Here is a 23,445-nt window from a genome sequence, read left to right on the forward strand (position 1 = left end):
CGATGAAACAGATTCTTCCAACAACCGCTTCAGTGTTGTCCATGGCTGTCGTCTCGGGTTTCTCCGCCTGTGCGATGGCGGCCGAGGGCGGCTTCATCGAAGACACCACGGCCACCTTGCAAGCACGCAATTACTACTTCAGCCGGGACTTTTCCGACATCGTCGGGGCCAACAAACAGTCGAAGGCTGAAGAGTGGGCACAGGGCTTCATCCTCAACGTCAAATCCGGTTACACCCAGGGCCCCATCGGTTTTGGCGTGGATGTCATCGGCCTGCTCGGCCTCAAACTCGACAGCAGTCCGGACCGGGTCAATACGGGTTTGCTGCCGGTAAATGATGAGGGGCGCGCGGCAAATGATTACAGCCGACTGGCAGGCGCGTTGAAGGTGCGCTACTCCAAAACCGAGCTGAAGGTGGGTGAGCTGCAGCCTAATTTGCCGGTGCTGGCCTTCAGTGATATCCGCCTGCTGCCGCCCAGCTACCAGGGTGCAAGCATCAGCTCCAATGAGATCAATGGCCTGACGTTGCAGGGTGGCCATTTGAGTACGACCAGCCTGCGCAACGAAGCCGGCGACGAGAAAATGCAAGCCATGCTCGGCCACGTGCCGCAGCGTCAGGTCAGCAGTGATGGCTTCAACTTTGCCGGCGCCGATTACGTCTTCAATGATAAACGCAGCTCGGTCAGCGCCTGGTTCGGGCAACTGGAGGATATCTACAACCAGCGCTTTCTCGGCTTCAAGCACAGTCAGCCGTTGGGCGACTGGACCCTGGGCGCCAACCTCGGCTACTACGATTCGCGCGAAGACGGCAAAAAGTTGCTCGGTAACATCGATAACCAGGCGTTCTTTTCCCTGCTGTCGGCCAAGCACGGCGGCCATACGTTTTATGTCGGCTATCAGGGCATGTTCGGCGACAGCGCCTTCCCGAGGGTTTTTGCCAACATCTCGCCGCTGGGCAACGAGGTCCCGACTTACGAGTTCGCTTACACCGATGAGCGTTCCTGGCAGGCGCGTTATGACTACGATTTCGCCGCCCTCGGTGTGCCAGGGCTGACCAGCACCGTGCGTTACATCACCGGTAACAACGTCGACACAGGGAAAGGGTTCGAGGGCAAGGACCGCGAGCGTGATCTCGACCTCGGCTATGTGCTGCAAAGCGGCAGCCTCAAAGGCCTCGGGATTCGCGTGCGCAACGCGATGGCCCGCTCCAACTACCGCAGTGATATCGACGAAAACCGCCTAATACTCAGTTACACCTGGACGCTGCTATGACCCCTGAAAAAGAACAGCCACTGTACAAAATCGGCTTGCAGGTCAAGCTGGAGCAATTGACCGAGTCGGTGCTGCAAACCGAGGAAGACATGCGCTTTGCCAATCAACTGGCGCGCACGGCGGGCGAACGGGTCAAGGCGAGTGCGCAGAGCATGCAGTCTTCGGCCAGTGTGCTGGAGGATCTGAATCGCTACATGCAGCGGCTGGATCAAGTGTTCGACGAGCTTGGCAGTCAGTCGATGCGCATCGGCGCGATTGTCGGCAGCATCCAGGACATTTCCCGTCAGACCAACCTGTTGGCGTTGAACGCGGCTATCGAGGCAGCGAGGGCGGGCAGCCACGGCCGAGGGTTTGCGGTAGTGGCCGATGAGGTGCGCAATCTCTCGCGTCAGGCGGCGGACTCCAGTGCGCAGATCCGGCAAATCGCCACGGGGCTGGAGCAGTCAGCGGAGCAGGCGCGCCAAGGGCTTCAGCAGTTGTCCGGCTCAACCCGTCTGGGCCTGGAAAAGGCTGGAGTGGCGTTGCATTCGATGGGTGAAGTGCAAAGCGGTGCGGTGGCCAGGGTCGAGGTGGTCGAACGGATCATGGCGCGCCTGGCCGGCCTGCATGATTTGGCATTGCAGGCGAAACGGATGATTGCCTGAGTCGTGCATTGCCGCGTGTTACAGGCTGCTCTCGCAGTTGCCCATGACCTTGTACGTCACGCGATGGGTCTGGCCTTGATGATCGACATACACCATGGTCGCCGGCACGACGTCACAGGCGGTTGCGGTGTCGCTCACTGAAATCACCTTGGCGATGTCCAGCGGTTGTGCCGGGTCATAGGGGGTGGCGGGCGCGTTGCCGGCCGCCATGGCCGAGGTGGCGACGACGGTCAAAAACAGACTGATCAAGGTTTTCATTGTTGTGGGCTCGAGGTGGGTTTCGATGCTTGAAGTTTAGTCTTTGCCCGCGAGCGATAAAGGGGCCTGGGTCTGATTCAGCCTTGCAGAAAACGTAACAATCGTTGGCTTCGGGAGCATGCCCATTGCAAACTCGAGGGGCATTCAAAGCCCGGTGTAGACTGAGAACCTGACCTCTTCCAACAAAGACAAGGGAGTGCGCCCGCCATGATCGGCGCCGAGTTACTGTCCCCCGAAACCCTCACCGTGGGGTGGCTGGTCTATGTGCCGGTATTGATCTGGGCGGTCGCGCGTGCATCGTGGGTCGAATTGTTCACCGACAGCCGGCGTCAGCATTTGCTGTTCGGCACGGTGTTCGCGTTATTCACCCTGTGGCTGGTCCGACGTGATTTCGATACAGGCGTTTCGTACCACTTTATCGGCATGACGGCGGTGACCTTGCTGCTGGACTGGCCGTTGGCGATTGTCGGCGGGCTGGTTGCGCAGATGGGCCTGGTGTTGCTCGGCCATCAGGACCTGGCGGCCGTCGGCGTGAATGGATCGCTGCTGATCCTGCTGCCGGTGCTGGTCACCGAGTGTTGCGCGATACTGGTGGAGCGAGCGCAACCGCGTAATCCCTTTGTGTATATCTTCGTTTCCGGTTTCTTTGCGGCGGCGCTGTCGGCATTGCTGTGTCTGCTGCTGGCGCTGTGGTTGCTGTGGTTCGACGAGCGCTTCGAGATGCCGTACTGGCTGGAAGATTTTATCGGTTATCTGTGGCTGCTGATTTTTCCGGAAGCCTTTATCAACGGCATGATCGTCAGCGCACTGGTGGTATTCAGTCCCGAGTGGCTGGAGACGTTCAACCGCACGCGCTACCTTTCGGCACCGTGGAAAGACGACGATCCCAAGTCCTGATCCCTCTCAAGCCTGAAATCGTCGACGTCTGCATGGATCAGTGGCGCGGGTCGAAGTCTTCGCTGAACAATTCGTCCTCGGCATCCGGGCTGACCGGAATCTTGTGTTCTTCCGACGCCCAGGCGCCCAGGTCGATCAGTTTGCAGCGGTCCGAACAGAATGGCCGGTAGGTGCTGGTGGCGCTCCATTCAACCGGGGCGCCGCAGGTTGGGCATTCGACGACAGGGGGTTGGCTCATGACTGGCCTCCACGCAAAGTAAGGTAATAGTGATGCAGGCGTTCGACCTCGCTGTGCAACCAGGCGAGGTCGCGGTCGTTGACCACGACATCGTCGGCATGGCTCACACGATCCTGGCGGCTGGATTGCACCTTGAGGATCGCCTGCACCTGTTGTTCGCTGGTCTGGTCGCGCCGCAGTGTGCGTTCAATCTGTAGCTGCTCGGGGGCATCGATCACCAGGACCCGTTGAGTCATGGCGTACTGCCCGGATTCGATCAGCAGCGGCGAAACCAGAATCGCATAAGGTGATTTTGCCAGCGCCAGATGGTGGGTGATTTCCTCGGCGATCAACGGATGCAGTAATGCCTCGAGCCAGCGGCGTTCATCCGGCACCTCGAAGATCAGCTTGCGCAGCGCCGCGCGATCCAGTTGCCCGTCGGCTTGCAGCACGCCAGGGCCAAAGTGTTCGGCGATTTTCGCCAACGCGGGGCGTCCCGGTTCCACCACCCAACGAGCGGCGTGATCGGCGTCCACCACGTGCACGCCCAGGTCGATGAAGTGCTGGGCCGCGGCGCTTTTGCCGCTGCCGATGCCGCCGGTGAGGCCGAGAATCCAGGGTTTTTCCACAGGGGTATTCATTTCAAACCGACAGACTGCCAATAGAAGTCGGTTATTTGACCACCCCAGAGCAAGGCAATCCAGCCGGCAATCGCCAGATAGGGACCGAAAGGGATCGGCGTTGAGGTTTTCGCATGGCGTACGCGCAGCAAAATCAAGCCGATAACCGCACCTGCTATGGATGATAAGAGGAGGGTCAGCGGCAAAGTCTGCCAGCCACCCCAAGCGCCGAACAGCGCCAGCAACTTGAAATCACCGTGACCCATGCCGTCCTTGCCGGTGATCAGCTTGAACAGCCAGAACACCGACCAGAGCGCCATGTAGCCGGCAATCGCGCCCCACAAGGCGTCATGCAGCGGCACGAACAGCTCAAAACTGTTGACGATCAGTCCCAGCCAGATCAGCGGCAGCACCAGGACATCCGGTAGCAGTTGATGCTCGGCATCGATCAGGCTCATGGCCAACAGGCCCCAACTGAGGATCAGCGTCATACAGGCCGGCCATCCGAAGCCGAAGTGCCAGGCAATAAACGCCGACAGCAGCCCGCAGGCCAGTTCGGTCAACGGGTAACGTTTACTGATGGCTGTGGTGCAACTTGAACAGCGTCCCCGTAGAAACACATAACTGATGACAGGAATATTTTCCCATGCACGGATCCGGTGGCTACAGTGCGGGCACTGGGAGTGGGGCAGTACCAGGTTATAGGTGGGCTGCGGGGGTTGCGTTGGCAAACCCAGAATGTCATTGGCCTGCTGGCGCCATTCCCGTTCGAGCATTTTCGGCAGGCGCCAGATCACGACATTGAGGAAGCTGCCGATCAGCAGGCCAACCACCAGTGCGATGACCGTGAAGGCCTGTGGATAGAGGGCCAGAATTTCGTTCAAGGGCATGTCAGATCGCTGAGCCGAGTTGAAAGATGGGCAGGTACATCGCAACGACCAAGCCACCGACGATAACACCCAGCACCACCATGATGAACGGCTCCATCAGGCTGGTGAGGTTATCGACCATATTATCGACTTCGGCCTCGTAGAAACTCGCGACCTTGTCGAGCATGTCGTCCAGTGCGCCGGACTCTTCGCCAATGGCGGTCATCTGAATCGCCATGTTCGGGAAGATGCCGGAAGCGCGCATGGAGAAATTCAGTTGCATGCCGGTGGACACGTCCTGCCTGATCCGCAGCACGGCACGCTTGAACACGATGTTACCGGTCGCTCCGGCCACCGATCCGAGGGCTTCCACCAGCGGCACGCCGGCGGCAAAGGTGGTCGACAACGTGCGGGCGTATCGGGCCACGGCGGATTTGTACATCAGGGTACCAATCAACGGCAGTTTCAGCAGCCAGGTGTCCGTCCAGTCCCGAAAAGCTTGCGACGTTCTGAAGGCGTGCCGCACGCCGAAGATCGTGGCGATCAGCCCGCCGAGCAGCGCCCACCACCAGGTTTGCATGAACTCCGACAGGCCGATGACCATCACGGTGAAAGCCGGCAGTTCGGCGCCAAACCCTTTGAACACCGACTCGAACTGCGGCACCACCTTGACCAGCAGAATCCCGGTCACAATGATCGCGACGAACACCACGGCCAGAGGGTAGGTCATGGCTTTCTTGATCTTGGCCTTGAGGCTTTCGCTCTTTTCCTTGTAGGTGGCGACCCGCTCCAGCAGGGTATCCAGGGCCCCGGCCTGTTCGCCGGCGTCCACCAGGTTGCAGTACAGCTCATCGAAATACTGCGGCTTTTTGCGCAGGGCGGCGGCGAAGCTGTTACCCGCCGCGACTTCCTGTTTCACCTCGTCCACCAGTTTGCGCATCGCCGGGTTATCGAAGCCTTCGCCGATGATGTCGAACGACTGCAACAACGGCACGCCGGCTTTCATCATGGTCGCCATCTGCCGCGTGAACAGGGCAATGTCCTGAGCCTTGATGCGCTTGCCCATGTTGAAAATCGACGAGGATTTTTTACGTACCTTGCCAGGATTGATGCCTTGCTTGCGCAGTTGTGCCTTGATCAGCGCCGGGTTTTGACCGCTCAATTCACCGGTCATTTTCGAGCCTTTGCGGTCCGTGCCTTCCCAGGCATATACACTGATTTTTACTGCTTTGACCGCCATGTTCAGTCCTTGGTGACCCGGTTGATTTCTTCGAGGCTGGTAATGCCTTGCATCGCCTTGAGCAGGCCCGAAGTACGCAGGTCGTTAAAGCCGTCCTTACGCATCTGGGTATCGATTTCCAGTGAATTGCCTTCGGCCATGATCAGCCGTTGCAAATCCGCTGTGTTCTTCACCACTTCATAAATACCTACTCGCCCTTTGTAACCGCCGTTGCAATGATCGCAACCGACCGGCTCATAGATCGTGAACGAGCCGATGCGTTCCTCGGGGAAGCCTTCCTTGATCAGCGCCTCGCGAGGAATCTCGATCGGTTTCTTGCAATGGCTACACAATTTTCGGGCCAGGCGCTGGGCGATGATCAGGCTGACCGAGGTGGCGATGTTGAATCCCTGAATGCCCATGTTATGCAGGCGCGTCAGGGTTTCTGCGGCGCTGTTGGTGTGCAGGGTCGACAGCACCAGGTGTCCGGTCTGGGCCGCCTTGATGGCGATTTCAGCGGTTTCCAAGTCACGAATTTCGCCGACCATGATCACGTCCGGGTCCTGCCGCAGGAACGAGCGCAGCGCCTGGGCGAAGTCCATTCCCTGCCTGGGATTGACGTTGACCTGATTGATGCCTTCCATGTTGATCTCCACCGGATCTTCGGCGGTCGAGATGTTGATGTCCACGGTGTTGAGGATATTCAGCCCGGTATACAACGACACGGTCTTGCCCGAACCGGTAGGGCCGGTGACCAGAATCATCCCTTGTGGCTGCTTGAGGGCGGCCATGTACAAGTCTTTCTGGTCCGGTTCGTAACCGAGGGCGTCGATGCCCATTTGTGCGCTGGAGGGATCGAGGATCCGGATGACCACTTTCTCGCCCCACAGGGTCGGCAACGTGTTCACCCGGAAGTCGATGGATTTGCTCTTGGACAAGCGCATCCTGATCCGCCCGTCCTGGGGCCGACGCCGCTCGGAAATATCGAGACTGGCCATGACTTTCAGCCGCGCGGCGATTCGGTTGGCCAGTTGGATGGGGGGCTTGGCGACTTCGCGCAGGATGCCGTCGGTGCGCATCCGCACGCGGTAGATTTTTTCGTAAGGTTCGAAATGCAGGTCGGAAGAGCCGCTCTTGATCGCATCCAGCAACATTTTGTGGACGAAGCGCACTACAGGCGCGTCATCGGCATCCTGGCCGGCGATGGCGTCCTGTTTCCGGTCCTCGCTCGACTCGATGTCCAGGCCATCGAGGTCTACGTCAGCCATGTCTTCCAGGCCGGTGCCCTGGGTGTCGAAAAATTTTTCGATGGCTTCGCTGAGCTTGTCGTCCTCCACCAGGATGGCTTCGGTATTCAGCCCGGTGCTGAACTGGATGTCATTGATGGCCTGGTGATTGGTCGGATCGGAAATCCCCACAAACAGCTTGTTGCCGCGCCGCCAGAGGGGCAGGGCGTGGTGCTGACGCACGAGCTTTTCACTCACCAGGCCTTTGGGCTGGGCTTCCTTGTCGAGGGTATTGAGGTCGAACAGGGCCATGCCGAAATGTCCAGAGGCGATTTCGGCGACCTGCCGGCTCTTCACCAGTTTGTTCTGCACCAGATGGCTGACAAAGGGGATTCGGTTGCGTTGAGCTTGTTGATACGCCTGTTGCGCGCTTTGGTCAGTGAGCAGCTCGGCCAGGACCAATTGCTTGGCCAGACCGCTAAGGGCGATGTCATTCATTGGGATACCGGACGCAGACAGTTCATGACTTATAGCCTAGTCAAGGCGCTGAGCCAAACCAGCGGGGTTGAGGTGACAAAAAGTGTCAGATAGTGCGGTTTATGGGGGTAGGAAAGGGCGCAAAGAGAGTCTCGCGCCCAGTCAGCAGGGGGCTCAGGGCTTGGCATGGGCTGTGCTGCGACTCATTCAGATCATGAGATTTCGACTCATGCATGGAGCTTGTCTATGAATACTCAGAAAGGGTTTACGCTTATCGAGCTGTTGATCGTGGTGGCGATCATCGGGATTCTGGCGACGTTTGCGTTGCCGCAGTACTCCAAGTATCAGGCTAAGGCCAAGGTCACGGCCGGTGTTGCCGAGGCGTCCGCGCTTAAAGTCAGTTTTGAAGACGTGATGAACGACGGCGTTACCAATCCGAGCACCGCTAATGTAACTCCAAACGTGGCCGCGACTCAGAACTGCACCTTTACGGTGGCGGGTACCGTCGCCGACGGCAAAGGGACGATTGCTTGCAAGCTGATCAATGCGCCACCACCGGTCCTGGGCCAGACCATCACGCTGACCCGTAGCGCGACGACTGGCTGGTCTTGTGCGTTCTCGGGTTCGAAAGACTACACAAATAACACCTGCCCAGGCGTCTGAATTACCGCTGGCTAAATCAATACCCCGCCTCTGACGGCGGGGTATTTTTTTGTCTGGAGATTGCGTGTGCCTGACCCAGCGAGAAAGTCCCGACAATTCATGGCCTTAGGCCTGCGATAAAACCCGCAACTTGCATGTAGAGAATATCGAAGTCATGCATTTTGCATGATTCCGAAAATCGCCTGTTTTTGTAAGTGTTTGAATTATAAAGAATTATTGGCTGACTACTAGTTGGCACAGCGTTCGCACTATCTCTAGTAACCCTGCTGAAAAGACACGCAGCAGACTTTATGGAAAAACAGGAGTTACTCGTATGAAGAAGTTCGCTATCGCTGCCGCTACTGCAACCGCGCTGACCCTGACCATGGCCAACGTAGCATTTGCACAGACTCAAACCACCCAGGCCCCGATGACATTGGCCGCAGGTGAAATGACCAAGGCCACGGAAGCTACTTCCGACACCTGGATTACCACCAAAGTCAAAAGTGACCTGGTCACAGAAAAAGGCATTCCTGGTACCGACATCAAAGTCGAAACCAACAAAGGCGTTGTATCGCTGTCGTCGACTGTCGCTATCACCGAAGCACAGAAAACCACCGCAGTGAACATCACCAAAAAAATCAAAGGCGTCAAAGCGGTCTCCGCTGACGGCCTGAAAGCCGAGTAAGGCAAGGCTTCTCGCCTGGACCGGGAGAAGGCGCAGCAGGCGGGCCAAGCCATACGCCTGCTGCCTCTGGAGAGTTCATGCGAAAGGCCATAGGGATATGGCCATTACAGGCTCCGGCATTCATGTCGGGGCCAGTTCTATTTGCAACGCCGCAAACCAAATGTGGGAGCGGGCTTGCTCGCGAAGAGGCCATAACATTCAACAGAAATGTTGACTGTCAGACCGCCTTCGCGAGCAAGCCCGCTCCCACATTGGTTTGTGGTGGACTCAGTTCCCGCGTTTGCTGTTGATCTGCTTCAACCGATTACCTTCGAATCGCAGATACTGGTACATCCCGCCATTCGGCCCGTAGGTCCATTCCTCGACCTGAAACTCTTCCCGTCGGTTGGCGCTGCGCTTGTAGCCCAACAGATCGCGGCTGACCGGTTCCCCGCATTTCTGCAGGACTTCGCTGGACCGGTCACCCACGCTGACCAATTGGCTGCCACAGCGCAATGTATCCGCCGCTGAGGCCTGGCTGGCCGTGATGGCCAGCACGAGGCTTGTCAGCAATCGCCTGATCATCACTCGGCATCCAAATGCAACTGCGTAACGACCCGGCCGTCACTTTCAGCGTCGCCAAGGCTGGCGTCGATGAAGTACACGCGGTCATCGGCCAACTGACCTTTGTCCACCAGATAGTCCTTGATGCTGCTGGCGCGATCCTGGCCCAGTTGGCGCAAGAGAACGTCGCTGGAACTCCAGAACTTGATCACGTCTGCGCGCATTTTCGCCGTGCGTTCTTCCTTGCCCAGATCCTTCCATTCGGCAGGCGGCTGATTCTTCAAACGCGTGCGATAGATGCCTTCCAGCAACGGGCCTTTCTCGTTATCCGGTACTTCCACCAAGGACGCCTGCGCGGGCACCTTGTCGCCGCGACGCTGGAGCATCTTGTAGTAGTTGTATTGGTATTCACGCTCAAGCCGTTGTTCGGCAATCAATGGACCGTCGCTGCTTGCGGCAGCGGTACCTTCAATTTCCAGGCGCAACGCCGGACGTTCCTTGAGTGCGCTGGAGAGTTTGTTCAGTGCGCCTTCAGCTTCCTTGTTCAGGTCGCTTGAGCCCGGGGCGAACGACACACTGCCCAAATCTTCCGAACCACCGCCACTGACCAGCCCGCCAATCATTTTGAAGGGCGCCGCGACGGCCTTCACGATCAGGTTGCGCAGGGTCTGCCAGATGATAGGCATGACGCTGAACTGCGGGTTGTTCAGGTCACCGGTCACTGGCAGTTCGATGGAAATTTTGCCGTCGACGTCCTTGAGCAACGCGATCGCCAGTTTCAACGGCAGGCTCACGGCGTCCGGACTGTCGACTTTTTCACCCAGTTGCAACTGCTCGATTACCACTTTGTTTTCGGCCTTGAGCTGGCCCTTGGTAATCAGGTAATGCACGTCGAGATTGAGTCGACCCTTGCGAATGCGGTAACCGGCGAACTTGCCGGAATAGGGGGTCAGGGTGGTCAGTTCAACGCGTTTGAAACTGGTAGCGATGTCGAGGCTGGCCATTGGGTCGAACGGGTTGACGGCGCCTTTGATGGTCACCGGCGCATAACGGTCGACTTTGCCCTTGATATCGACACTGGCCGGTTTTGCCTGACGGCTGTCGATGGTGCCGATCTGGCCGTTGAGCTGCTGGATGGCGGTGGCGAAGTTCGGGGTCAGGCTGAAGTCGGCGAAATTGGCCGAGCCGTCATTGATGGCAATGCCACCAATATGAATACCCAGAGGCTTGCCCTTGCTGGCGGCCGGTTTGGCGGCGGCCGTCTTGGCGCCGGAGTCGGGTGCTTGCGGGACCAGCAAGTCATCGATGTTGGTGGTGCGGTCATCGTTGATCATGAAGCGTGCATACGGCTGGAACAGGTTGACCTTGTCGATCGACAGGCTGTCGCCGTGCTGATAGTTCAGGCCTTCAAGCACCAACTGCTGCCACTTGAGGAAGTCGCGGGTTTTGAGCGTGTCGAGCGTATGCAGCTGATCGACCTGCGCGCGGCCGGTGACGCTGAACGCCAGCGGCTCGGTGCTTTTCAGATCGACCGCCAGATCACTGCCGAGCATGCCGCTACGCAGTTCGAGGCGAATGAACGGGGTGATGTAGGACTGGGCAACCCGCAGGTCGATGTCCTTGGTTTGCACCTTCAACTTGGCGCTGACCGGAGCCAGGTTGACCATACCATCCGCCGTGATCTTGCCTTGCTTGCCCAGGCCTGTGTCGAGCTTGAGATTAAAAGGCGAGCCATTGAGGCTGTCGAAGTTCTGCAGGTCAAGGTTCAGCGGGCCGACATCCAATGCCACGGCCGGCTGCGCTTTGCGATCAGTCAGGTGCACTTGATAATCGCGCAGTTGCACGTCTTTGAGCAGTACCTGCCAAGGCTTGCTCGGTGCGGTGGGCGCTTTCGGTGAGTCGGCCGCCGCCGGGGTGCTGACCGGTTCGGCGTTGGCTTTGGCGGCCGGTTTGGACGGCTGGCTGGCGAACAGTTTTTGCCAGTCGAGTTGCCCGTCGGCTTCGAGGGCTGCCCAGGTTTCCAGTTTGTTGCTGCGGATTTTGCCGACCACCACTTGCTGCTTGGCCAGGTCCACCGTGGTGTCACTGACTTCCAGTCGTTCGAGGTTCACCAGCGGCCGACCGTCTGGCGCCTTGATCGCGAAGGGGGCGACAGTCACGGCGACGTTGCTCAGCAGCAGTTCGGTTTCCTTGGACAAGTTGAGTTTATAGTCGGTGCTGAGGTTGATGACGCCGTTTTCGAGCACCAGTGGCACCGCGTCACGCACATAGGGCCAAAAGGATTTCATTTTGCCGTCGGTGATCTTCAGCTTACCTTCGGAGGCAATCGGGATCAGGCTGAAATTGCCGGTCCAGTCGAGCTGTCCTCCTCCGGGGCCGATAGCCACAAGCGTCATGTCGGCGTTGTCGTCGGGCAGGGTGCTGAGGTTGTTCAGCTCGAAGTCGAGTTTGTCGTAAAGGAATTCGATGGCCTCGCTAGGCCGCTCATCCTTGAAGTGCACCGCGCCGCTTGCCAGTTTGATCCGCTCCACGCGCAGGGGGAACGGTTTAGCGTTCGGGTTGGCCGGGGTCGGTTCGCTGGCGGGCAGTTTGAACAGGCCAAGCAGGTTGAGTTTGCCGTCCTTGTCGAAAAGGATTTCGGTCTTGGATTTGTCCAGTTCGATATCAGACAGGTGCAGTGCCTTGGTCCAGAGGCTGTCGATCTGCAAATTGGCGTACAGGCGTTCAAAGCCGACTTGTTCCTTGCCCGGCTCACCGATGATCAGGCCCCACAGCGTCACTTCAAGGCTGAACGGGTTGAGTTCGATCCGCTGGATGTGGGCGGGCACCGTGGCGTAGTTGGCCAGTTGTTGGTTGGCAATCCGCAACGCGATGCCCGGTAAAATCAGAAACCCCAGCAGGCTGTAGAGGGCCAGAGCAGTCAACAAGGCGCCGATAGCGCGAATCAATCCTTTGGGCATTTGCGGCTTCATCTGTCGGAATCGGAGTGCGTTGGAGTATGGCACGCGAATCCGGTTCCGAAGTGATCATGCTTTATAGGATTTATCCGATTTTTCGGATGAATCTCAGAGCTGCAGGATCAGGGTTTTCAGCGGCGGCTGCTGATCCATGGACGGGAAGTCGCCACCCGGTTTCATCACGGTCCACTCACGCACCGGCCGCCCGGCTTTTTCGGCGCAACGCAAAACCTGCTCGCGCCAGTCGTCCATGCTGACTTTTGCCAGGTTGTTGCAGCAGATCAGCACGCCATTGTCGGCGGTGGTCAGCAGGGCCGGTTTCAGCAGGCTCTGGTAGTCGCGTAGCAAGTCGACAGTGCCGAATGCGCTCTTGGCCCAGGCCGGAGGATCCAGTAGCACCAGATCGTACTGACGTTGGTCCAGACGTTGATAGCTCGGCAGTTTCTGTCCGCGGCGTTGACTGATGGGCAGGCCGGCCAACTGGCGGATCGCCGGGAAGTAATCGGACTGGATGAACTGCATGGTCGGCAGCTGCGGGTTGAGCAGACCGTTTTCGCGACCGACCGCCAGATTGCCCTCGGCGAAGTCCAGATTGCAGACCTCGCGCGCGCCACCTGCCGCTGCGCTGAGGCCGACGCCGCAGGTGTAGGCGAACAGGTTCAGTACGCTTTTGTTGTGGCTGTGATCCTTGACCCAGCCGCGGGTGTTGCGCAGGTCGAGGAATAGCAGCGGGTCCTGGCCAGGGTGGCGGCCGCGAACCCGGTAATTCAGACCCCACTCGTGACCGATCAAGTCTTGCAGGGCGGCTTCGTCGGCGCTGTAGACGGTGTCTTCGCGGTCGATGCGTGAGTTGCCCCGGGAACGGTCGTTGTAGACCAGCAGGGTGTCGAGGCTCAGGTGCTGGTTAATCGCCTCGTGCAATTGCAGCAGCTCATCGCGCTCCAGGGACTGGTGAAAACTTTGCACCAGCAGTTGCGGGCCGTAGCGGTCGATGGTCAGGCCCCCGGCGCCTTCCTGGCTGCCATGAAACAGGCGATAGCAGTCGGTGCCTTGCTGATGCAGTTCGGCAAGCAGGTCCTGGCGATGTTCAAGGGCGGCGCGCAGCGCCTGATTCAAGGAAGACATGCTGGGCGCCTTGCAGGAGGGAATTTGGCGCGGGAGTTTAACAGCTTGGCACTAAACCGAGGTGCTGCTATCGCGAGCAGGCTCGCTCCCACAGGTAATGCGTTGACTTTGTGGGAGCGAGCCTGCTCGCGAAGCTCTTAAGCTTTTTTCAGGTCAGCAGGCCCATCCGCCGCTTCGCCCGATGCACCGAACCGTTACGCACGGCCCAGCGCAGCATCGGCGCGCTGCGGTTGACGCTGGCGCGGATCAGCTTGCGTTGCAACGGGCTCTGGCTGATGCCGAGCATGTCACTGGCCCAGTCCGGCAGCAGGTCGATTCCGGCCTGCATCATCAACCCGCCAAATGGCCTGGCCAGACGGCTGGGGGACGGCGCATTCAACAGCAGGCGCAACACTTCCCGGCTGCGCTCGTCGCACAGCAACTGCGGGCGAATGCGCTCAAGGTAGTCGGATATTTCCAGTCGTGAACGAGGCACTTCGCGGGCGCCGAGACGTTCGGCGACCAGCGCGATTTCACCGTAGTAGCGGTCCTGATCGGCCGGCGAGAGCTCTGGATTGCGGTAACGCAGATGCGCGGCGAGGAAGTTGCTGACTTCAGCGACGTGCACCCAGGTCAACAGATCGGGATCGCTGGCGGCGTAGGGCCGGCCATCAGGTGCCGTGCCGGTCACTTGCAGATGGATGGTGCGGACTTTCTCGATCAGCCAGTCGGCATCCTTGCGCGAGCCGAATGTTGTGCCGGAGATGAACTGCCCGGTGCGGCGCAACCGGCCGAGCATGTCCTCGCGAAAATTCGAATGGTCCCAGACGCCGGCCAGGGCCAGCGGGTGCAACGCTTGCAACATCAGGGCGCTGATGCCGCCGATGAGCATGCTGCTGAAGTCACCGTGAACTTGCCAGCTCACCGAATCAGGCCCGAACAGGCCGGGATCACCCTTGGGATTTTCCAGGTCAAGCTTGCCCAGAGACAGGCCGGTCAGGCTCATGATCTGGGTTTCGATGCGGGTGCGGATGAATTCCATGGCAACTCTGTAGGAGCGAGCTTGCTCGCGATGGACGTTAACGATAACGCATGTTTCCTGAATATACGCGGCGCGCCTGAGTTCATCGCGAGCGAGCTCGCTCCCACAGAGGGCAGTAAGTTATTGGTTAAGGCGTTTATCGATCAGCCCCTGAACCACGCTCGGATCAGCCAGGGTCGAGGTATCGCCCAGGCTATCCAGTTCATTGCAGGCGATCTTGCGCAGAATCCGCCGCATGATCTTGCCCGAACGGGTTTTCGGCAAGGCCGGCGCCCACTGGATCAGGTCCGGCTTGGCGAAGCTGCCGATTTCCTTACTGACGTGTGCCAGCAGTTCTTTCTTCAATTCGTCGTCAGGCTCAGTGCCGTTCATGGGGGTGACGAAGGCGTAGATGCCCTGGCCTTTGATGTCATGAGGGTAACCGACCACTGCGGCCTCGGCGATGCTGTCGTGGAGCACCAGGGCGCTTTCCACTTCGGCGGTGCCGATGCGATGTCCGGAGACGTTGATCACGTCGTCGATGCGCCCGGTGATCCAGTAATCGCCATCCTCGTCGCGCCGCGCACCATCACCGGTGAAGTAGTAGCCAGGGTAGGGCTTGAAGTAGGTGTCGACCATCCGTTGCGGGTCGCCGTAGATACTGCGGATCTGTGCCGGCCAGCTGGATTTGATCGCCAGCACGCCACTGCCGGCGCCCTTGATTTCCTTACCCACCTCGTCGAGCAGCACCGGTTGTACACCGAACATCGGTTGGGTGGCGCAGCCGGGTTTGATCCGCTGGGCGCTGACTAAGGGGCTGAGCATGATGCCGCCGGTTTCGGTCTGCCACCAGGTATCGACGATGGGGCAACGCTGTTCCCCGACCACGTTGAAGTACCAATCCCACGCTTCAGGGTTGATGGGCTCACCGACACTGCCGAGCAACCTGAGGCTCTCGCGGGAGGTTTCCTTCAACGGTTCGGCGCCTTCACGCATCAGCGCGCGCAGAGCGGTGGGGGCGGTGTAGAAAATGTTCACATGGTGCTTGTCGATCACTTGCCAGAAGCGCGAGCTGGTTGGGTAACTCGGCACGCCTTCGAAGATCAGTGTGGTCGCGCCATTGGCCAGCGGGCCGTAGACGATGTAACTGTGGCCGGTGACCCAGCCGACGTCGGCGGTGCACCAGAACACTTCGCCGTCACGGTAGTCGAGTACGTACTTGAAGGTCATCGCCGCTTGCAGAAGATAGCCGCCGGTGGTGTGCAGCACGCCTTTCGGTTTACCGGTGCTGCCTGAGGTATAGAGGATGAACAGCGGATCTTCGGCATCCATCGGCTCGGGCGGGCAATCGTCGCTGACGCCGCGCAGCGCCTGGTGATACCAGAGGTCCCGGCCTTCGACCCAATTGACCTCGCCTTGAGTGCGCTCGACCACGATCACGGTGCTGACGTCCGGGCAGCTTTGCAGCGCCTTGTCGACGTTTTGTTTGAGCGACACAAATCTTCCGCCGCGCACGCCTTCATCGGCGGTGATTACGGTGCGGCAGTCGGCGTCGAGGATCCGGTCGCGCAGAGAGTCCGGGGAAAAACCGCCAAACACAACCGAATGCACGGCACCAATGCGCGTACAGGCGAGCATGGCGTAGGCGGCTTCGGGGATCATCGGCATGTAGATGCACACCCGGTCACCTTTCTTCACGCCACGGCTTTTGAGCACGTTGGCCAGGCGACAAACATTGTGATGGAGTTTTTTGTAGGTGATTTGGGCGGATTCGACCGGGTTGTCGCCTTCCCAGATGATTGCGACGTGATCGCCGCGTTGTTCCAGGTGACGGTCGATGCAGTTGTAACTGACGTTCAATTTTCCGCCGGCGAACCAGCTCGCCTCACCGGTTTTCAGGTTATAGCGCTGGACGGTATCCCACGGCGCGCTCCAGTCGAGGAAGCGGGTCGCCTGTTCGGCCCAGAAAGTGCTGGGGTGCTCGATGGATTGACGGTACAGGCGCTGGTAGTCGTCTTGACTCAAGTGTGCAGCCCGGCGGACGGCATCGGCTTTGGGGAACGTGCTGATATCGAACATGACGGTTCCTTATTCTTGTTTTGCGACAAGAGGGGAGCTGCGCGACCCTCGTAGGAGCTGCCGAAGGCTGCGATCTTTTGATCTTGATCTTGATCTTGTTTTTTAAACATCAAGATCAAAAGATCGCAGCCTGCGGCAGCTCCTACACAGTGATAGCGCACGCCACCGATTTTGCAGTAAACCCGGTGCCGTGGAACTGTCGATGCTGCAAGTTGAAGGGGCGAGTTAACCGCCCCTTCAGCCTATCACCCGCGGTGACGACCGCGGAAGTAGTTGATCAGGCCCTGGGTGGATGCATCGTCAGCCGGGGTTTCTTCGCTGCCGACCAGGCGGTTGTAGACGCCTTTGCCCAGCTCCTTACCCAACTCCACGCCCCACTGGTCGAAGGCGTTGATGCCCCAGATCACGCTTTGCACGAAGACTTTGTGTTCGTACATCGCCACCAGTGCACCGAGACGACGCGGGCTGATGCGTTCGACCACCAGGGTGTTGCTCGGGCGGTTGCCCGGGATCACCTTGTGCGGTGCGAGCTTCTGCACGTCTTCTTCGCTCATGCCCTTGTCACGCAGCTCGGCTTCGGCCTCGGCGCGGGTCTTGCCGAGCATCAGTGCCTGGCTTTGGGAAAGGCAGTTGGCGTACAGCCACTGGTGGTGATCGGCCACCGGGTTGAAGCTGACAATCGGCACGATGAAATCGGCCGGGATCAGTTGGGTGCCCTGGTGCAGCAACTGGTGGTAAGCGTGCTGACCGTTGCAACCTACGCCGCCCCAGATCACAGGGCCGGTGTCAGTGGAAACCGGTGTGCCGTCCTGACGCACGCTCTTGCCATTGGACTCCATGTCCAGCTGTTGCAAGTGCTTGGTGATGTTGCGCAGGTAATGGTCGTACGGCAGGATCGCGTGGCTCTGCGCGCCCCAGAAGTTGCCGTACCAGACGCCGAGCAATGCCAGCAGCACCGGCATGTTCTGTTCGAAAGGCGCGCTCTGGAAATGCTGGTCCATGGTGTAGGCACCGGACAGCAGTTCCTTGAAGTTCGACATGCCGATGGCCAGGGCAATTGGCAGCCCGATGGCCGACCACAACGAGTAACGCCCGCCGACCCAGTCCCACATCGGGAAGATGTTTTCTTCGCGGATACCGAAGGCCACGGCGGCTGCGTTGTTGCTCGACACCGCGATGAAGTGGCGATACAGCTCGGCTTCCGAACCACCCTGAGCCAGATACCAGGCGCGAGCGGCCTGGGCATTCTTCAGGGTTTCGAGGGTATTGAAGGATTTCGACGAGACGATGAACAGCGTGGTCTCGGCGCGCAGCTTCATGGTCAGTTCGTGGAACTCACTGCCGTCGATATTCGCCAGGTAATGGCAGCGCACGCCTTTCTGGGCGTAGGACAGCAGCGCTTCGGAGACCAGCTCGGGGCCGAGGAACGAACCACCGATGCCGATGTTCACCACGTCAGTGATTGGCTTTTCGCTGTAACCACGCCACAGACCATCGTGGATTCGGCCTACAAGGTCGGTGATCTGGTTCAGCACTTTGTGCACTTCCGGCATCACGTTGACGCCGTTGACCGACAGCTTGTCGCCGACAGGACGGCGCAAGGCGGTGTGCAGGGCCGGGCGTCCTTCTGACGAGTTGACGATTTCGCCTTCGAACAGCGATTTGATTGCGCCTTCGAGATCGACTTCTTTGGCCAGGCCCACCAGCAGATTGCGGGTCTCGGCGTTGATCAGGTTTTTCGAATAATCGAGAAACAGGCCGCAACTGCTGAGGGTGAATTGAGTAAAGCGCTGCGGATCGGCATTGAACGCTTCACGCATGCTGAAATCCTGCATGGCTTGGCGGTGGTCATTCAACGCTTGCCAGGCGGGCAGAGCGGTCACGTCGTGAGGGGTGCGGTAGTACGCCATCGCTGCGGGTTTCCTTTTTACTTGAACGGCCTTTTGAACACGAAAAATCCCGGAGCGCTGTGGGTGGGCGTCCGGTTAACTGCGTCGACACGATTTCATGACACAGGGCGAATACAGTAAACCTCGCGCTGCAATCTGTCTTGACTTTGTCTGACCCGTTCCCGGTACTTTTTTATACATAAAGCCGGGAACGTTCCGACAAACGGAAGAAGGGGCTCGATCAGGCGACCTGCACCGGGATGGCGTTACTGGTGTGGCTCAACTCGTTACCCGGTGCCATGTAGAGCATGCGTGGCTTGAAGTTGAGCAGCTCGGCTTCGCTGTAGTGAGCGTAAGCGCAGATGATCACACGGTCGCCGACCTTGGCCTTGTGCGCGGCTGCGCCATTGACCGAAATCATGCGCGAGCCTGCTTCGCCACGAATGGCGTAGGTGGTGAAGCGTTCGCCGTTGTCGACGTTATAAATCTGGATTTGTTCGTATTCACGGATGCCGGACAGGTCCAGCCATTCACCATCAATGGCGCAAGAACCTTCGTAATCAAGTACAGCGTGGGTGACTTCGGCGCGATGCAGCTTGGCCTTGAGCATGATGGCGTGCATGAGTATTTCCCCCAGGTCGTAATGAACGGCGGGCAACGCCCACAGGCGCGTAGGAGCTGCCGCAGGCTGCGATCTTTTGATCTTGCCGTCCAGTTTTTGTCTTGTTGTTTAGTGATATTGCCGCTGCAACCTAAGCGTCGAGATTCAGGTGCAGGTTGTCGATCAATCGCGTGGTGCCCAAGAACGCCGCCACCAGAATCACCAGATCCCGATCCTCCGCCGTCGCCGGACGCAATGTCAGGGCATGACGGATTTCCAGATAATCCGGACGCAAACCCGCCGTTTCAAGCTGCTTGATTTGCGCGCCGATCAGCGCCGGATAATCGCGCTCACCCTGTTTGATCGCATCGGCCATCTGGGTGAGGGTCCGATACACGACCGGCGCAACAGCACGCTGCTCTTCGCTGAGGAAACCATTGCGCGACGATAGCGCGAGGCCATCGGGCGCACGTACTGTCGGTTCGCCGATGATCTGGACGGGCATGTTGAGGTCATGCACCAGCGCGCGGATCACGGCCAGTTGCTGGAAGTCTTTCTGGCCGAAGATCGCCAGGTCCGGCTGGACCATGTTGAACAGCTTGCTGACCACCGTCGCTACACCTTCGAAATGCCCCGGACGGCTGGCGCCGCACAGGCCTTCGGACAGTTGCGGCACGCTGACGCGGGTCTGGCCGGCCATGCCGTCGGGGTACATTTCTTCGACGGTTGGCGCAAACAGCAAGTGGCACCCGGCCTGGAGCAGTTTCTCCTGGTCGGCAGCGAGGGTTCGCGGGTACTTGTCGAGGTCTTCGCCGACGCCAAACTGCAGCGGGTTGACGAAAATGCTCGCGACCACGAAATCCACCCGTTGGGTGGCTTTGGTAATCAGCGCGACGTGGCCGCTGTGCAGATTGCCCATGGTCGGCACAAAGCCGATGCGCTTGCCTTCGCTGCGGGCACGGGCCACGGCGGCCCGCAGTTCGCGTACGGTTTTTACGGTGTTCATGCAGAAAATCCGTGTTCGGTTCCTGGGAAAGTCGCTGCTTTGACTTCAGTGACGTAGGCACTCAAAGCCGCTTGAATGCTTTCCTGGCCCGTCATGAAGTTTTTTACGAATTTCGGTACGCGACCGGTTATGGACAGGCCGAGCATGTCGTGCAGGACCAGTACCTGGCCGTCAGTAGCGCTGCCAGCGCCAATTCCAATCACCGGGATTTTTACGGCCTGGGTGATTTCTTCGGCCAGTTCGCTGGGCACGCACTCGAGCAACAGCATCGCAGCGCCGGCCTGTTCGAGGGAGATTGCGTCGGCACGCATTTGCCGCGCCTGGTTTTCATTGCGGCCCTGGACTTTATAGCCGCCGAGGATATTCACTGATTGCGGCGTCAGCCCCATGTGCGCGCACACCGGAATACCGCGCTCGGCCAGCAGGCGGATGGAGTCCGCCAGCCAAAGTGCGCCTTCAACCTTGACCATATGCGCACCGGCCTGCATCAACAGGGCACTGTTGGTCATGGCTTGTTCGGTGGTGGCGTAGGCCATGAACGGCAGGTCGGCGAGGATCAATGCGTCGGTGTTGCCGCGTTTGACGGCTGCCACGTGGTAAGCCATCTCAGCGGTAGTGACCGGCAGGGTGCTGTCGTGACCTTGCAGAACCATGCCGAGGGAGTCGCCCACCAGCAGCACTTCAACGCCAGCCTCGTTGCAGGCATGGGCGAAGGTTGCGTCATAGCAGGTCAGCATGGTGATTTTTTCACCTTTTTGCTTGATACCTTGCAGGGTGGTCAGGGTGATGGCTGGCATGAAAAGTTCCTCATTCAGGCGCTGTGAAAACTACTGCGAGTAACGCGCGTGATTCTTCGTTAAATACAGGCGCACGGTCTGTTGTCGTGCTTTTAAGGCCTGGATTGCGCCCTTCAACGCCGTGTTGGCGGCAGCGGGACGCCTATAGTCGTGAGGAGAACTCTGGAAGTCAATTGCGTGTGTTACCGCATTGTTACGCGTGGGGTGTTACCGGGGTAACTGATGCGTTTCAGCAGGATGGCCGTCAATCTTGAGCCTGATCCCAAACACTGTGGGAGCGGGCTTGCCCGCGATAGCGACTTTACATTCAACATCAATGTTGACTGGTAGTCCGCCATCGCGGGCAAGCCCGCTCCCACAGGGATTTTTGTCAATTTTGGGGGAGACGTTCCAAGCCGACGAACGGGCAGGCGGCAAGTAAGTCGCTCAGCGTGCGACCATCGGCCAGCCGCAAGTCCTCAGGTGCCAGTTCGGCCAGCGGATACAGAACGAAAGCCCGTTCCTGCAGATGATAGTGGGGGACTTTGAGGCGGGGCTCGTCGATTAGCCGGTCACCGAACAACACAATATCGAGATCAAGCGTACGTGGCCCCCAGCGTTGAAGGCGCTCACGGCCCTGTTCGTTCTCGATGGCTTGCAGTGCATCAAGCAGCTCCAGCGGAGCAAGCGTGCTGTCGAGCGCGGCGACCGCGTTGGTGTAGCGCGGTTGGCCGGGCAGCAGTGAGTCGCTTTGATAAAACGCGGATACCTCGACCAGTTCGGTCTGCGGCAAGCGGCTCAGCGCCTCGACGGCGCTGCGCAATTGTTCGGCGGGGTCAGCCAGATTGCTGCCCATGCCGATGTAGATGCGTTCCATGGATTACTCGCCCGTAGCACTCGGTGCGCCGGCGGCGCGTTTGCGCTTGGCGCCACCACTGCGACGACGTTTGCGTGGCGCGCCAGTGCCGTCTTCCTTGCCGCTGAGGTCGCGGATCATGTCGCGGCGCTCGCTGTCGTTGGCGTCCTGATAATCCGTCCACCATTCGCCCAGGCCATCGGTCTGCTCGCCCGCGCTTTCACGCAGCAGCAGGAAGTCGTAACCGGCGCGGAACCGTGGGTTGTCCAGCAACAGGTCGGCACGCTTGCCGCTGCGGCGTGGCAGACGCTCCTGCATGTCCCAGATCTCGCGGATCGGCATGGTGAAGCGTTTTGGGATCGCAATGCGCTGGCATTGTTCGGCAATCAGTTCATGCGCCGCTTCCTGCATCGCTGGAATCGGCGGCATGCCGCGTTCTTGCAGACGCAGTACGCGAGCTGGCAAGGCCGGCCAGAGCAGCGCGGCGAACAGGAACGCCGGGGTCACCGGTTTGTTCTGCTTAATCCGCAAGTCAGTGTTGATCAGGGCTTCGCTGATCAGGGTATGGGTATACGTCGGGTTGTATTCAAGCGCCTCGGCACTGGCCGGGAACAGCGGATCGAACAACTGCAGGTCGACCAGCATCTCGAAGGTGTCGGCGGCATGGCCGGAGAGGAACAGCTTGAGCACTTCCTCGAACAAGCGTGCCGACGGGATCTCGCGCAGCATCGGTGCCAGTTCGCGGATCGGCAGGGCGCTGTGCTTTTCGATACCGAAATTCAGCTTGGCAGCAAAACGCACGGCCCGCAGCATCCGTACCGGGTCTTCCTGGTAACGTTGTTGCGGATCGCCGATCAGCCGGATCAAATGATTGCGGATGTCGTGGACGCCGTTGGCGTAATCGAGAATGCGCTCGCTGACCGGGTCGTAATACAGGGCGTTGATGGTGAAGTCGCGACGTTGCGCGTCTTCTTCCAGCGTGCCGTAGACGTTATCACGCAGGATGCGCCCGCTCTCGTTGCGAGAAGACTGGTTGCTGTCTTCCTCTTCATCGTTTTGCGGGTGATTGGCGCGGAAGGTCGCGACTTCAATGATTTCGCGACCAAAGTGGATGTGCACCAACTTGAAGCGGCGACCGATGATCCGCGCGTTGCGGAACTCGGCCCGAACCTGTTCAGGTGTGGCGCTGGTGGCGACGTCGAAATCTTTTGGCGTGATGCCCAGCAGCATGTCGCGCACGCAACCGCCGACCAGGTAGGCCTGATAACCGGCGTTCTGCAGGCGTTCGACGATGTTCACCGCATAACGGCTGAATTGCGCCTTTTGCAGCGAATGTTGGCCGCTGTTGAGCACTTCAGGCGTACTGCGAATGTGTTGCGTATGACGCTTGGGAGAACGGAATGACTGGAACAGCTTCTTCAGCATGGGATGCACTGTTTGAAGGAATGTTCGGCCATAACGAAGAATGACCGCATGATGGGCGGGGATTCTAGCATTTAGTCGGGGGATGGTGTAGGACACAGCAGATATGAGCTGTGAGTCGCAAGCTGTAGGAGCGAGCTTGCTCGCGAAAAACCCACTGGAA

Annotated in this window: 22 protein-coding genes; 5 read left to right on the forward strand and 17 right to left on the reverse strand. The window is 59.1% G+C overall.

All coding sequences use genetic code 11. The features are described 5' to 3' along the window. Positions 1-2 precede the first annotated feature (2 nt). Together JFU37_RS16595 and JFU37_RS16600 are read left to right on the forward strand one after the other, a co-directional pair. Complete coding sequence (locus tag JFU37_RS16595) at positions 3-1,271, forward strand: OprD family porin (protein ID WP_201116325.1); 1,269 nt, start codon at positions 3-5, stop codon at positions 1,269-1,271. 194 nt (positions 1,272-1,465) lie between these two features. Then, positions 1,466-1,915, forward strand: coding sequence for a methyl-accepting chemotaxis protein (locus JFU37_RS16600; protein ID WP_446739457.1), 450 nt, complete (start codon positions 1,466-1,468; stop codon positions 1,913-1,915). Positions 1,916-1,933: 18 nt separating this feature from the next. Here JFU37_RS16600 and JFU37_RS16605 read toward each other — a convergent pair whose 3' ends face one another. Then, entirely contained in the window at positions 1,934-2,173 is a 240-nt protein-coding gene (locus tag JFU37_RS16605; RefSeq protein WP_201116327.1) for a DUF2790 domain-containing protein, read from the reverse strand. A 207-nt stretch (positions 2,174-2,380) separates the two neighbouring features. On the opposite strand from JFU37_RS16605, the gene JFU37_RS16610 reads away from it, so the two are divergent. Next, positions 2,381-3,070 carry an energy-coupling factor ABC transporter permease gene (locus JFU37_RS16610; RefSeq protein ID WP_201116328.1) on the forward strand — a complete coding sequence of 230 codons (690 nt, stop codon included), beginning with the start codon at positions 2,381-2,383 and terminating at the stop codon, positions 3,068-3,070. 37 nt (positions 3,071-3,107) lie between these two features. Here JFU37_RS16610 and yacG read toward each other — a convergent pair whose 3' ends face one another. From yacG to pilB, 5 genes are read right to left on the reverse strand one after another with little or no spacing between them, the layout of a single operon-like run. Beyond that, positions 3,108-3,308, reverse strand: coding sequence for a DNA gyrase inhibitor YacG (gene yacG, locus JFU37_RS16615; RefSeq protein WP_201116331.1), 201 nt, complete (start codon positions 3,306-3,308; stop codon positions 3,108-3,110). Continuing rightward, the gene (gene coaE / locus JFU37_RS16620) at positions 3,305-3,928 is read right to left on the reverse strand and encodes a dephospho-CoA kinase (protein WP_201116333.1); all 624 of its coding nucleotides are present in this window, start codon (positions 3,926-3,928) and stop codon (positions 3,305-3,307) included. The genes yacG and coaE overlap by 4 nt, the downstream gene beginning before the upstream one ends. Next, entirely contained in the window at positions 3,925-4,797 is an 873-nt protein-coding gene (locus JFU37_RS16625) for a prepilin peptidase (protein WP_201116335.1), read from the reverse strand. The genes coaE and JFU37_RS16625 overlap by 4 nt, the downstream gene beginning before the upstream one ends. A 1-nt stretch (position 4,798) precedes the next feature. Further along, complete coding sequence (locus JFU37_RS16630) at positions 4,799-6,016, reverse strand: type II secretion system F family protein (RefSeq protein ID WP_201116338.1); 1,218 nt, start codon at positions 6,014-6,016, stop codon at positions 4,799-4,801. Positions 6,017-6,018: 2 nt separating this feature from the next. Continuing rightward, positions 6,019-7,719: a type IV-A pilus assembly ATPase PilB gene (gene pilB, locus JFU37_RS16635; protein ID WP_201116340.1), complete on the reverse strand. Its 1,701-nt coding sequence runs from the start codon at positions 7,717-7,719 to the stop codon at positions 6,019-6,021. Between the two features lie 225 nt (positions 7,720-7,944). Between pilB and JFU37_RS16640 the strand changes: the two genes are divergently transcribed. After that, positions 7,945-8,361 carry a pilin gene (locus JFU37_RS16640; RefSeq protein ID WP_201116342.1) on the forward strand — a complete coding sequence of 139 codons (417 nt, stop codon included), beginning with the start codon at positions 7,945-7,947 and terminating at the stop codon, positions 8,359-8,361. Between the two features lie 313 nt (positions 8,362-8,674). Beyond that, the gene (locus JFU37_RS16645; protein WP_201116344.1) at positions 8,675-9,028 is read left to right on the forward strand and encodes a BON domain-containing protein; all 354 of its coding nucleotides are present in this window, start codon (positions 8,675-8,677) and stop codon (positions 9,026-9,028) included. A gap of 267 nt (positions 9,029-9,295) precedes the next feature. Here JFU37_RS16645 and JFU37_RS16650 read toward each other — a convergent pair whose 3' ends face one another. The 11 genes from JFU37_RS16650 to JFU37_RS16700 all read right to left on the reverse strand — a co-directional run bounded on the left by JFU37_RS16650 (position 9,296) and on the right by JFU37_RS16700 (position 23,285). Then, the gene (locus tag JFU37_RS16650; RefSeq protein ID WP_201116346.1) at positions 9,296-9,592 is read right to left on the reverse strand and encodes a DUF2845 domain-containing protein; all 297 of its coding nucleotides are present in this window, start codon (positions 9,590-9,592) and stop codon (positions 9,296-9,298) included. Continuing rightward, entirely contained in the window at positions 9,592-12,531 is a 2,940-nt protein-coding gene (locus JFU37_RS16655) for a DUF748 domain-containing protein (protein ID WP_201116347.1), read from the reverse strand. Before JFU37_RS16655 ends, JFU37_RS16650 begins: the two co-directional genes overlap by 1 nt. A gap of 105 nt (positions 12,532-12,636) precedes the next feature. After that, positions 12,637-13,653, reverse strand: a complete 1,017-nt coding sequence (locus JFU37_RS16660) for a class I SAM-dependent rRNA methyltransferase (RefSeq protein ID WP_201116348.1) — start codon at positions 13,651-13,653, stop codon at positions 12,637-12,639. Between the two features lie 148 nt (positions 13,654-13,801). Next, a complete protein-coding gene (locus JFU37_RS16665; protein WP_201116349.1) occupies positions 13,802-14,674 on the reverse strand; it encodes an oxygenase MpaB family protein in 873 nt (290 codons plus the stop codon). Between the two features lie 120 nt (positions 14,675-14,794). Continuing rightward, positions 14,795-16,732, reverse strand: coding sequence for an acetate--CoA ligase (gene acs / locus JFU37_RS16670; RefSeq protein ID WP_201116350.1), 1,938 nt, complete (start codon positions 16,730-16,732; stop codon positions 14,795-14,797). Positions 16,733-16,977: 245 nt separating this feature from the next. Then, positions 16,978-18,642, reverse strand: a complete 1,665-nt coding sequence (gene pgi, locus JFU37_RS16675) for a glucose-6-phosphate isomerase (protein WP_201116351.1) — start codon at positions 18,640-18,642, stop codon at positions 16,978-16,980. Between the two features lie 220 nt (positions 18,643-18,862). Next, positions 18,863-19,243: an aspartate 1-decarboxylase gene (gene panD, locus JFU37_RS16680; RefSeq protein WP_084323050.1), complete on the reverse strand. Its 381-nt coding sequence runs from the start codon at positions 19,241-19,243 to the stop codon at positions 18,863-18,865. 130 nt (positions 19,244-19,373) lie between these two features. Further along, positions 19,374-20,228, reverse strand: a complete 855-nt coding sequence (gene panC, locus JFU37_RS16685; protein WP_201116352.1) for a pantoate--beta-alanine ligase — start codon at positions 20,226-20,228, stop codon at positions 19,374-19,376. Beyond that, a complete protein-coding gene (gene panB, locus JFU37_RS16690; protein ID WP_201116354.1) occupies positions 20,225-21,025 on the reverse strand; it encodes a 3-methyl-2-oxobutanoate hydroxymethyltransferase in 801 nt (266 codons plus the stop codon). Before panB ends, panC begins: the two co-directional genes overlap by 4 nt. Positions 21,026-21,395: 370 nt before the next feature. Further along, positions 21,396-21,881, reverse strand: coding sequence for a 2-amino-4-hydroxy-6-hydroxymethyldihydropteridine diphosphokinase (gene folK / locus JFU37_RS16695; protein WP_201116356.1), 486 nt, complete (start codon positions 21,879-21,881; stop codon positions 21,396-21,398). 3 nt (positions 21,882-21,884) lie between these two features. Beyond that, on the reverse strand, positions 21,885-23,285 hold the full coding sequence (locus tag JFU37_RS16700) for a polynucleotide adenylyltransferase PcnB (RefSeq protein WP_201116357.1): 1,401 nt from the start codon (positions 23,283-23,285) through the stop codon (positions 21,885-21,887). Positions 23,286-23,445: the final 160 nt, after the last annotated feature.

It is taken from the genome of Pseudomonas sp. TH41 (assembly GCF_016650695.1).
Classification (GTDB): domain Bacteria; phylum Pseudomonadota; class Gammaproteobacteria; order Pseudomonadales; family Pseudomonadaceae; genus Aquipseudomonas.

Coding starts and splice junctions, on each gene's coding strand:
- pgi (WP_201116351.1), bottom strand. CDS start 18,642: ATGGCGTACTACCGCACCCCTCACGACGTGACCGCTCTGCCCGCCTGG.
- JFU37_RS16600 (WP_446739457.1), top strand. CDS start 1,466: ATGCAGCGGCTGGATCAAGTGTTCGACGAGCTTGGCAGTCAGTCGATG.
- coaE (WP_201116333.1), bottom strand. CDS start 3,928: ATGAATACCCCTGTGGAAAAACCCTGGATTCTCGGCCTCACCGGCGGC.
- panD (WP_084323050.1), bottom strand. CDS start 19,243: ATGCACGCCATCATGCTCAAGGCCAAGCTGCATCGCGCCGAAGTCACC.
- JFU37_RS16645 (WP_201116344.1), top strand. CDS start 8,675: ATGAAGAAGTTCGCTATCGCTGCCGCTACTGCAACCGCGCTGACCCTG.
- JFU37_RS16640 (WP_201116342.1), top strand. CDS start 7,945: ATGAATACTCAGAAAGGGTTTACGCTTATCGAGCTGTTGATCGTGGTG.
- JFU37_RS16595 (WP_201116325.1), top strand. CDS start 3: ATGAAACAGATTCTTCCAACAACCGCTTCAGTGTTGTCCATGGCTGTC.
- JFU37_RS16700 (WP_201116357.1), bottom strand. CDS start 23,285: ATGCTGAAGAAGCTGTTCCAGTCATTCCGTTCTCCCAAGCGTCATACG.
- JFU37_RS16650 (WP_201116346.1), bottom strand. CDS start 9,592: ATGATCAGGCGATTGCTGACAAGCCTCGTGCTGGCCATCACGGCCAGC.
- JFU37_RS16655 (WP_201116347.1), bottom strand. CDS start 12,531: ATGCCCAAAGGATTGATTCGCGCTATCGGCGCCTTGTTGACTGCTCTG.
- panB (WP_201116354.1), bottom strand. CDS start 21,025: ATGCCAGCCATCACCCTGACCACCCTGCAAGGTATCAAGCAAAAAGGT.
- folK (WP_201116356.1), bottom strand. CDS start 21,881: ATGGAACGCATCTACATCGGCATGGGCAGCAATCTGGCTGACCCCGCC.
- panC (WP_201116352.1), bottom strand. CDS start 20,228: ATGAACACCGTAAAAACCGTACGCGAACTGCGGGCCGCCGTGGCCCGT.
- pilB (WP_201116340.1), bottom strand. CDS start 7,719: ATGAATGACATCGCCCTTAGCGGTCTGGCCAAGCAATTGGTCCTGGCC.
- JFU37_RS16605 (WP_201116327.1), bottom strand. CDS start 2,173: ATGAAAACCTTGATCAGTCTGTTTTTGACCGTCGTCGCCACCTCGGCC.
- JFU37_RS16630 (WP_201116338.1), bottom strand. CDS start 6,016: ATGGCGGTCAAAGCAGTAAAAATCAGTGTATATGCCTGGGAAGGCACG.
- acs (WP_201116350.1), bottom strand. CDS start 16,732: ATGTTCGATATCAGCACGTTCCCCAAAGCCGATGCCGTCCGCCGGGCT.
- JFU37_RS16660 (WP_201116348.1), bottom strand. CDS start 13,653: ATGTCTTCCTTGAATCAGGCGCTGCGCGCCGCCCTTGAACATCGCCAG.
- JFU37_RS16610 (WP_201116328.1), top strand. CDS start 2,381: ATGATCGGCGCCGAGTTACTGTCCCCCGAAACCCTCACCGTGGGGTGG.
- JFU37_RS16625 (WP_201116335.1), bottom strand. CDS start 4,797: ATGCCCTTGAACGAAATTCTGGCCCTCTATCCACAGGCCTTCACGGTC.
- JFU37_RS16665 (WP_201116349.1), bottom strand. CDS start 14,674: ATGGAATTCATCCGCACCCGCATCGAAACCCAGATCATGAGCCTGACC.
- yacG (WP_201116331.1), bottom strand. CDS start 3,308: ATGAGCCAACCCCCTGTCGTCGAATGCCCAACCTGCGGCGCCCCGGTT.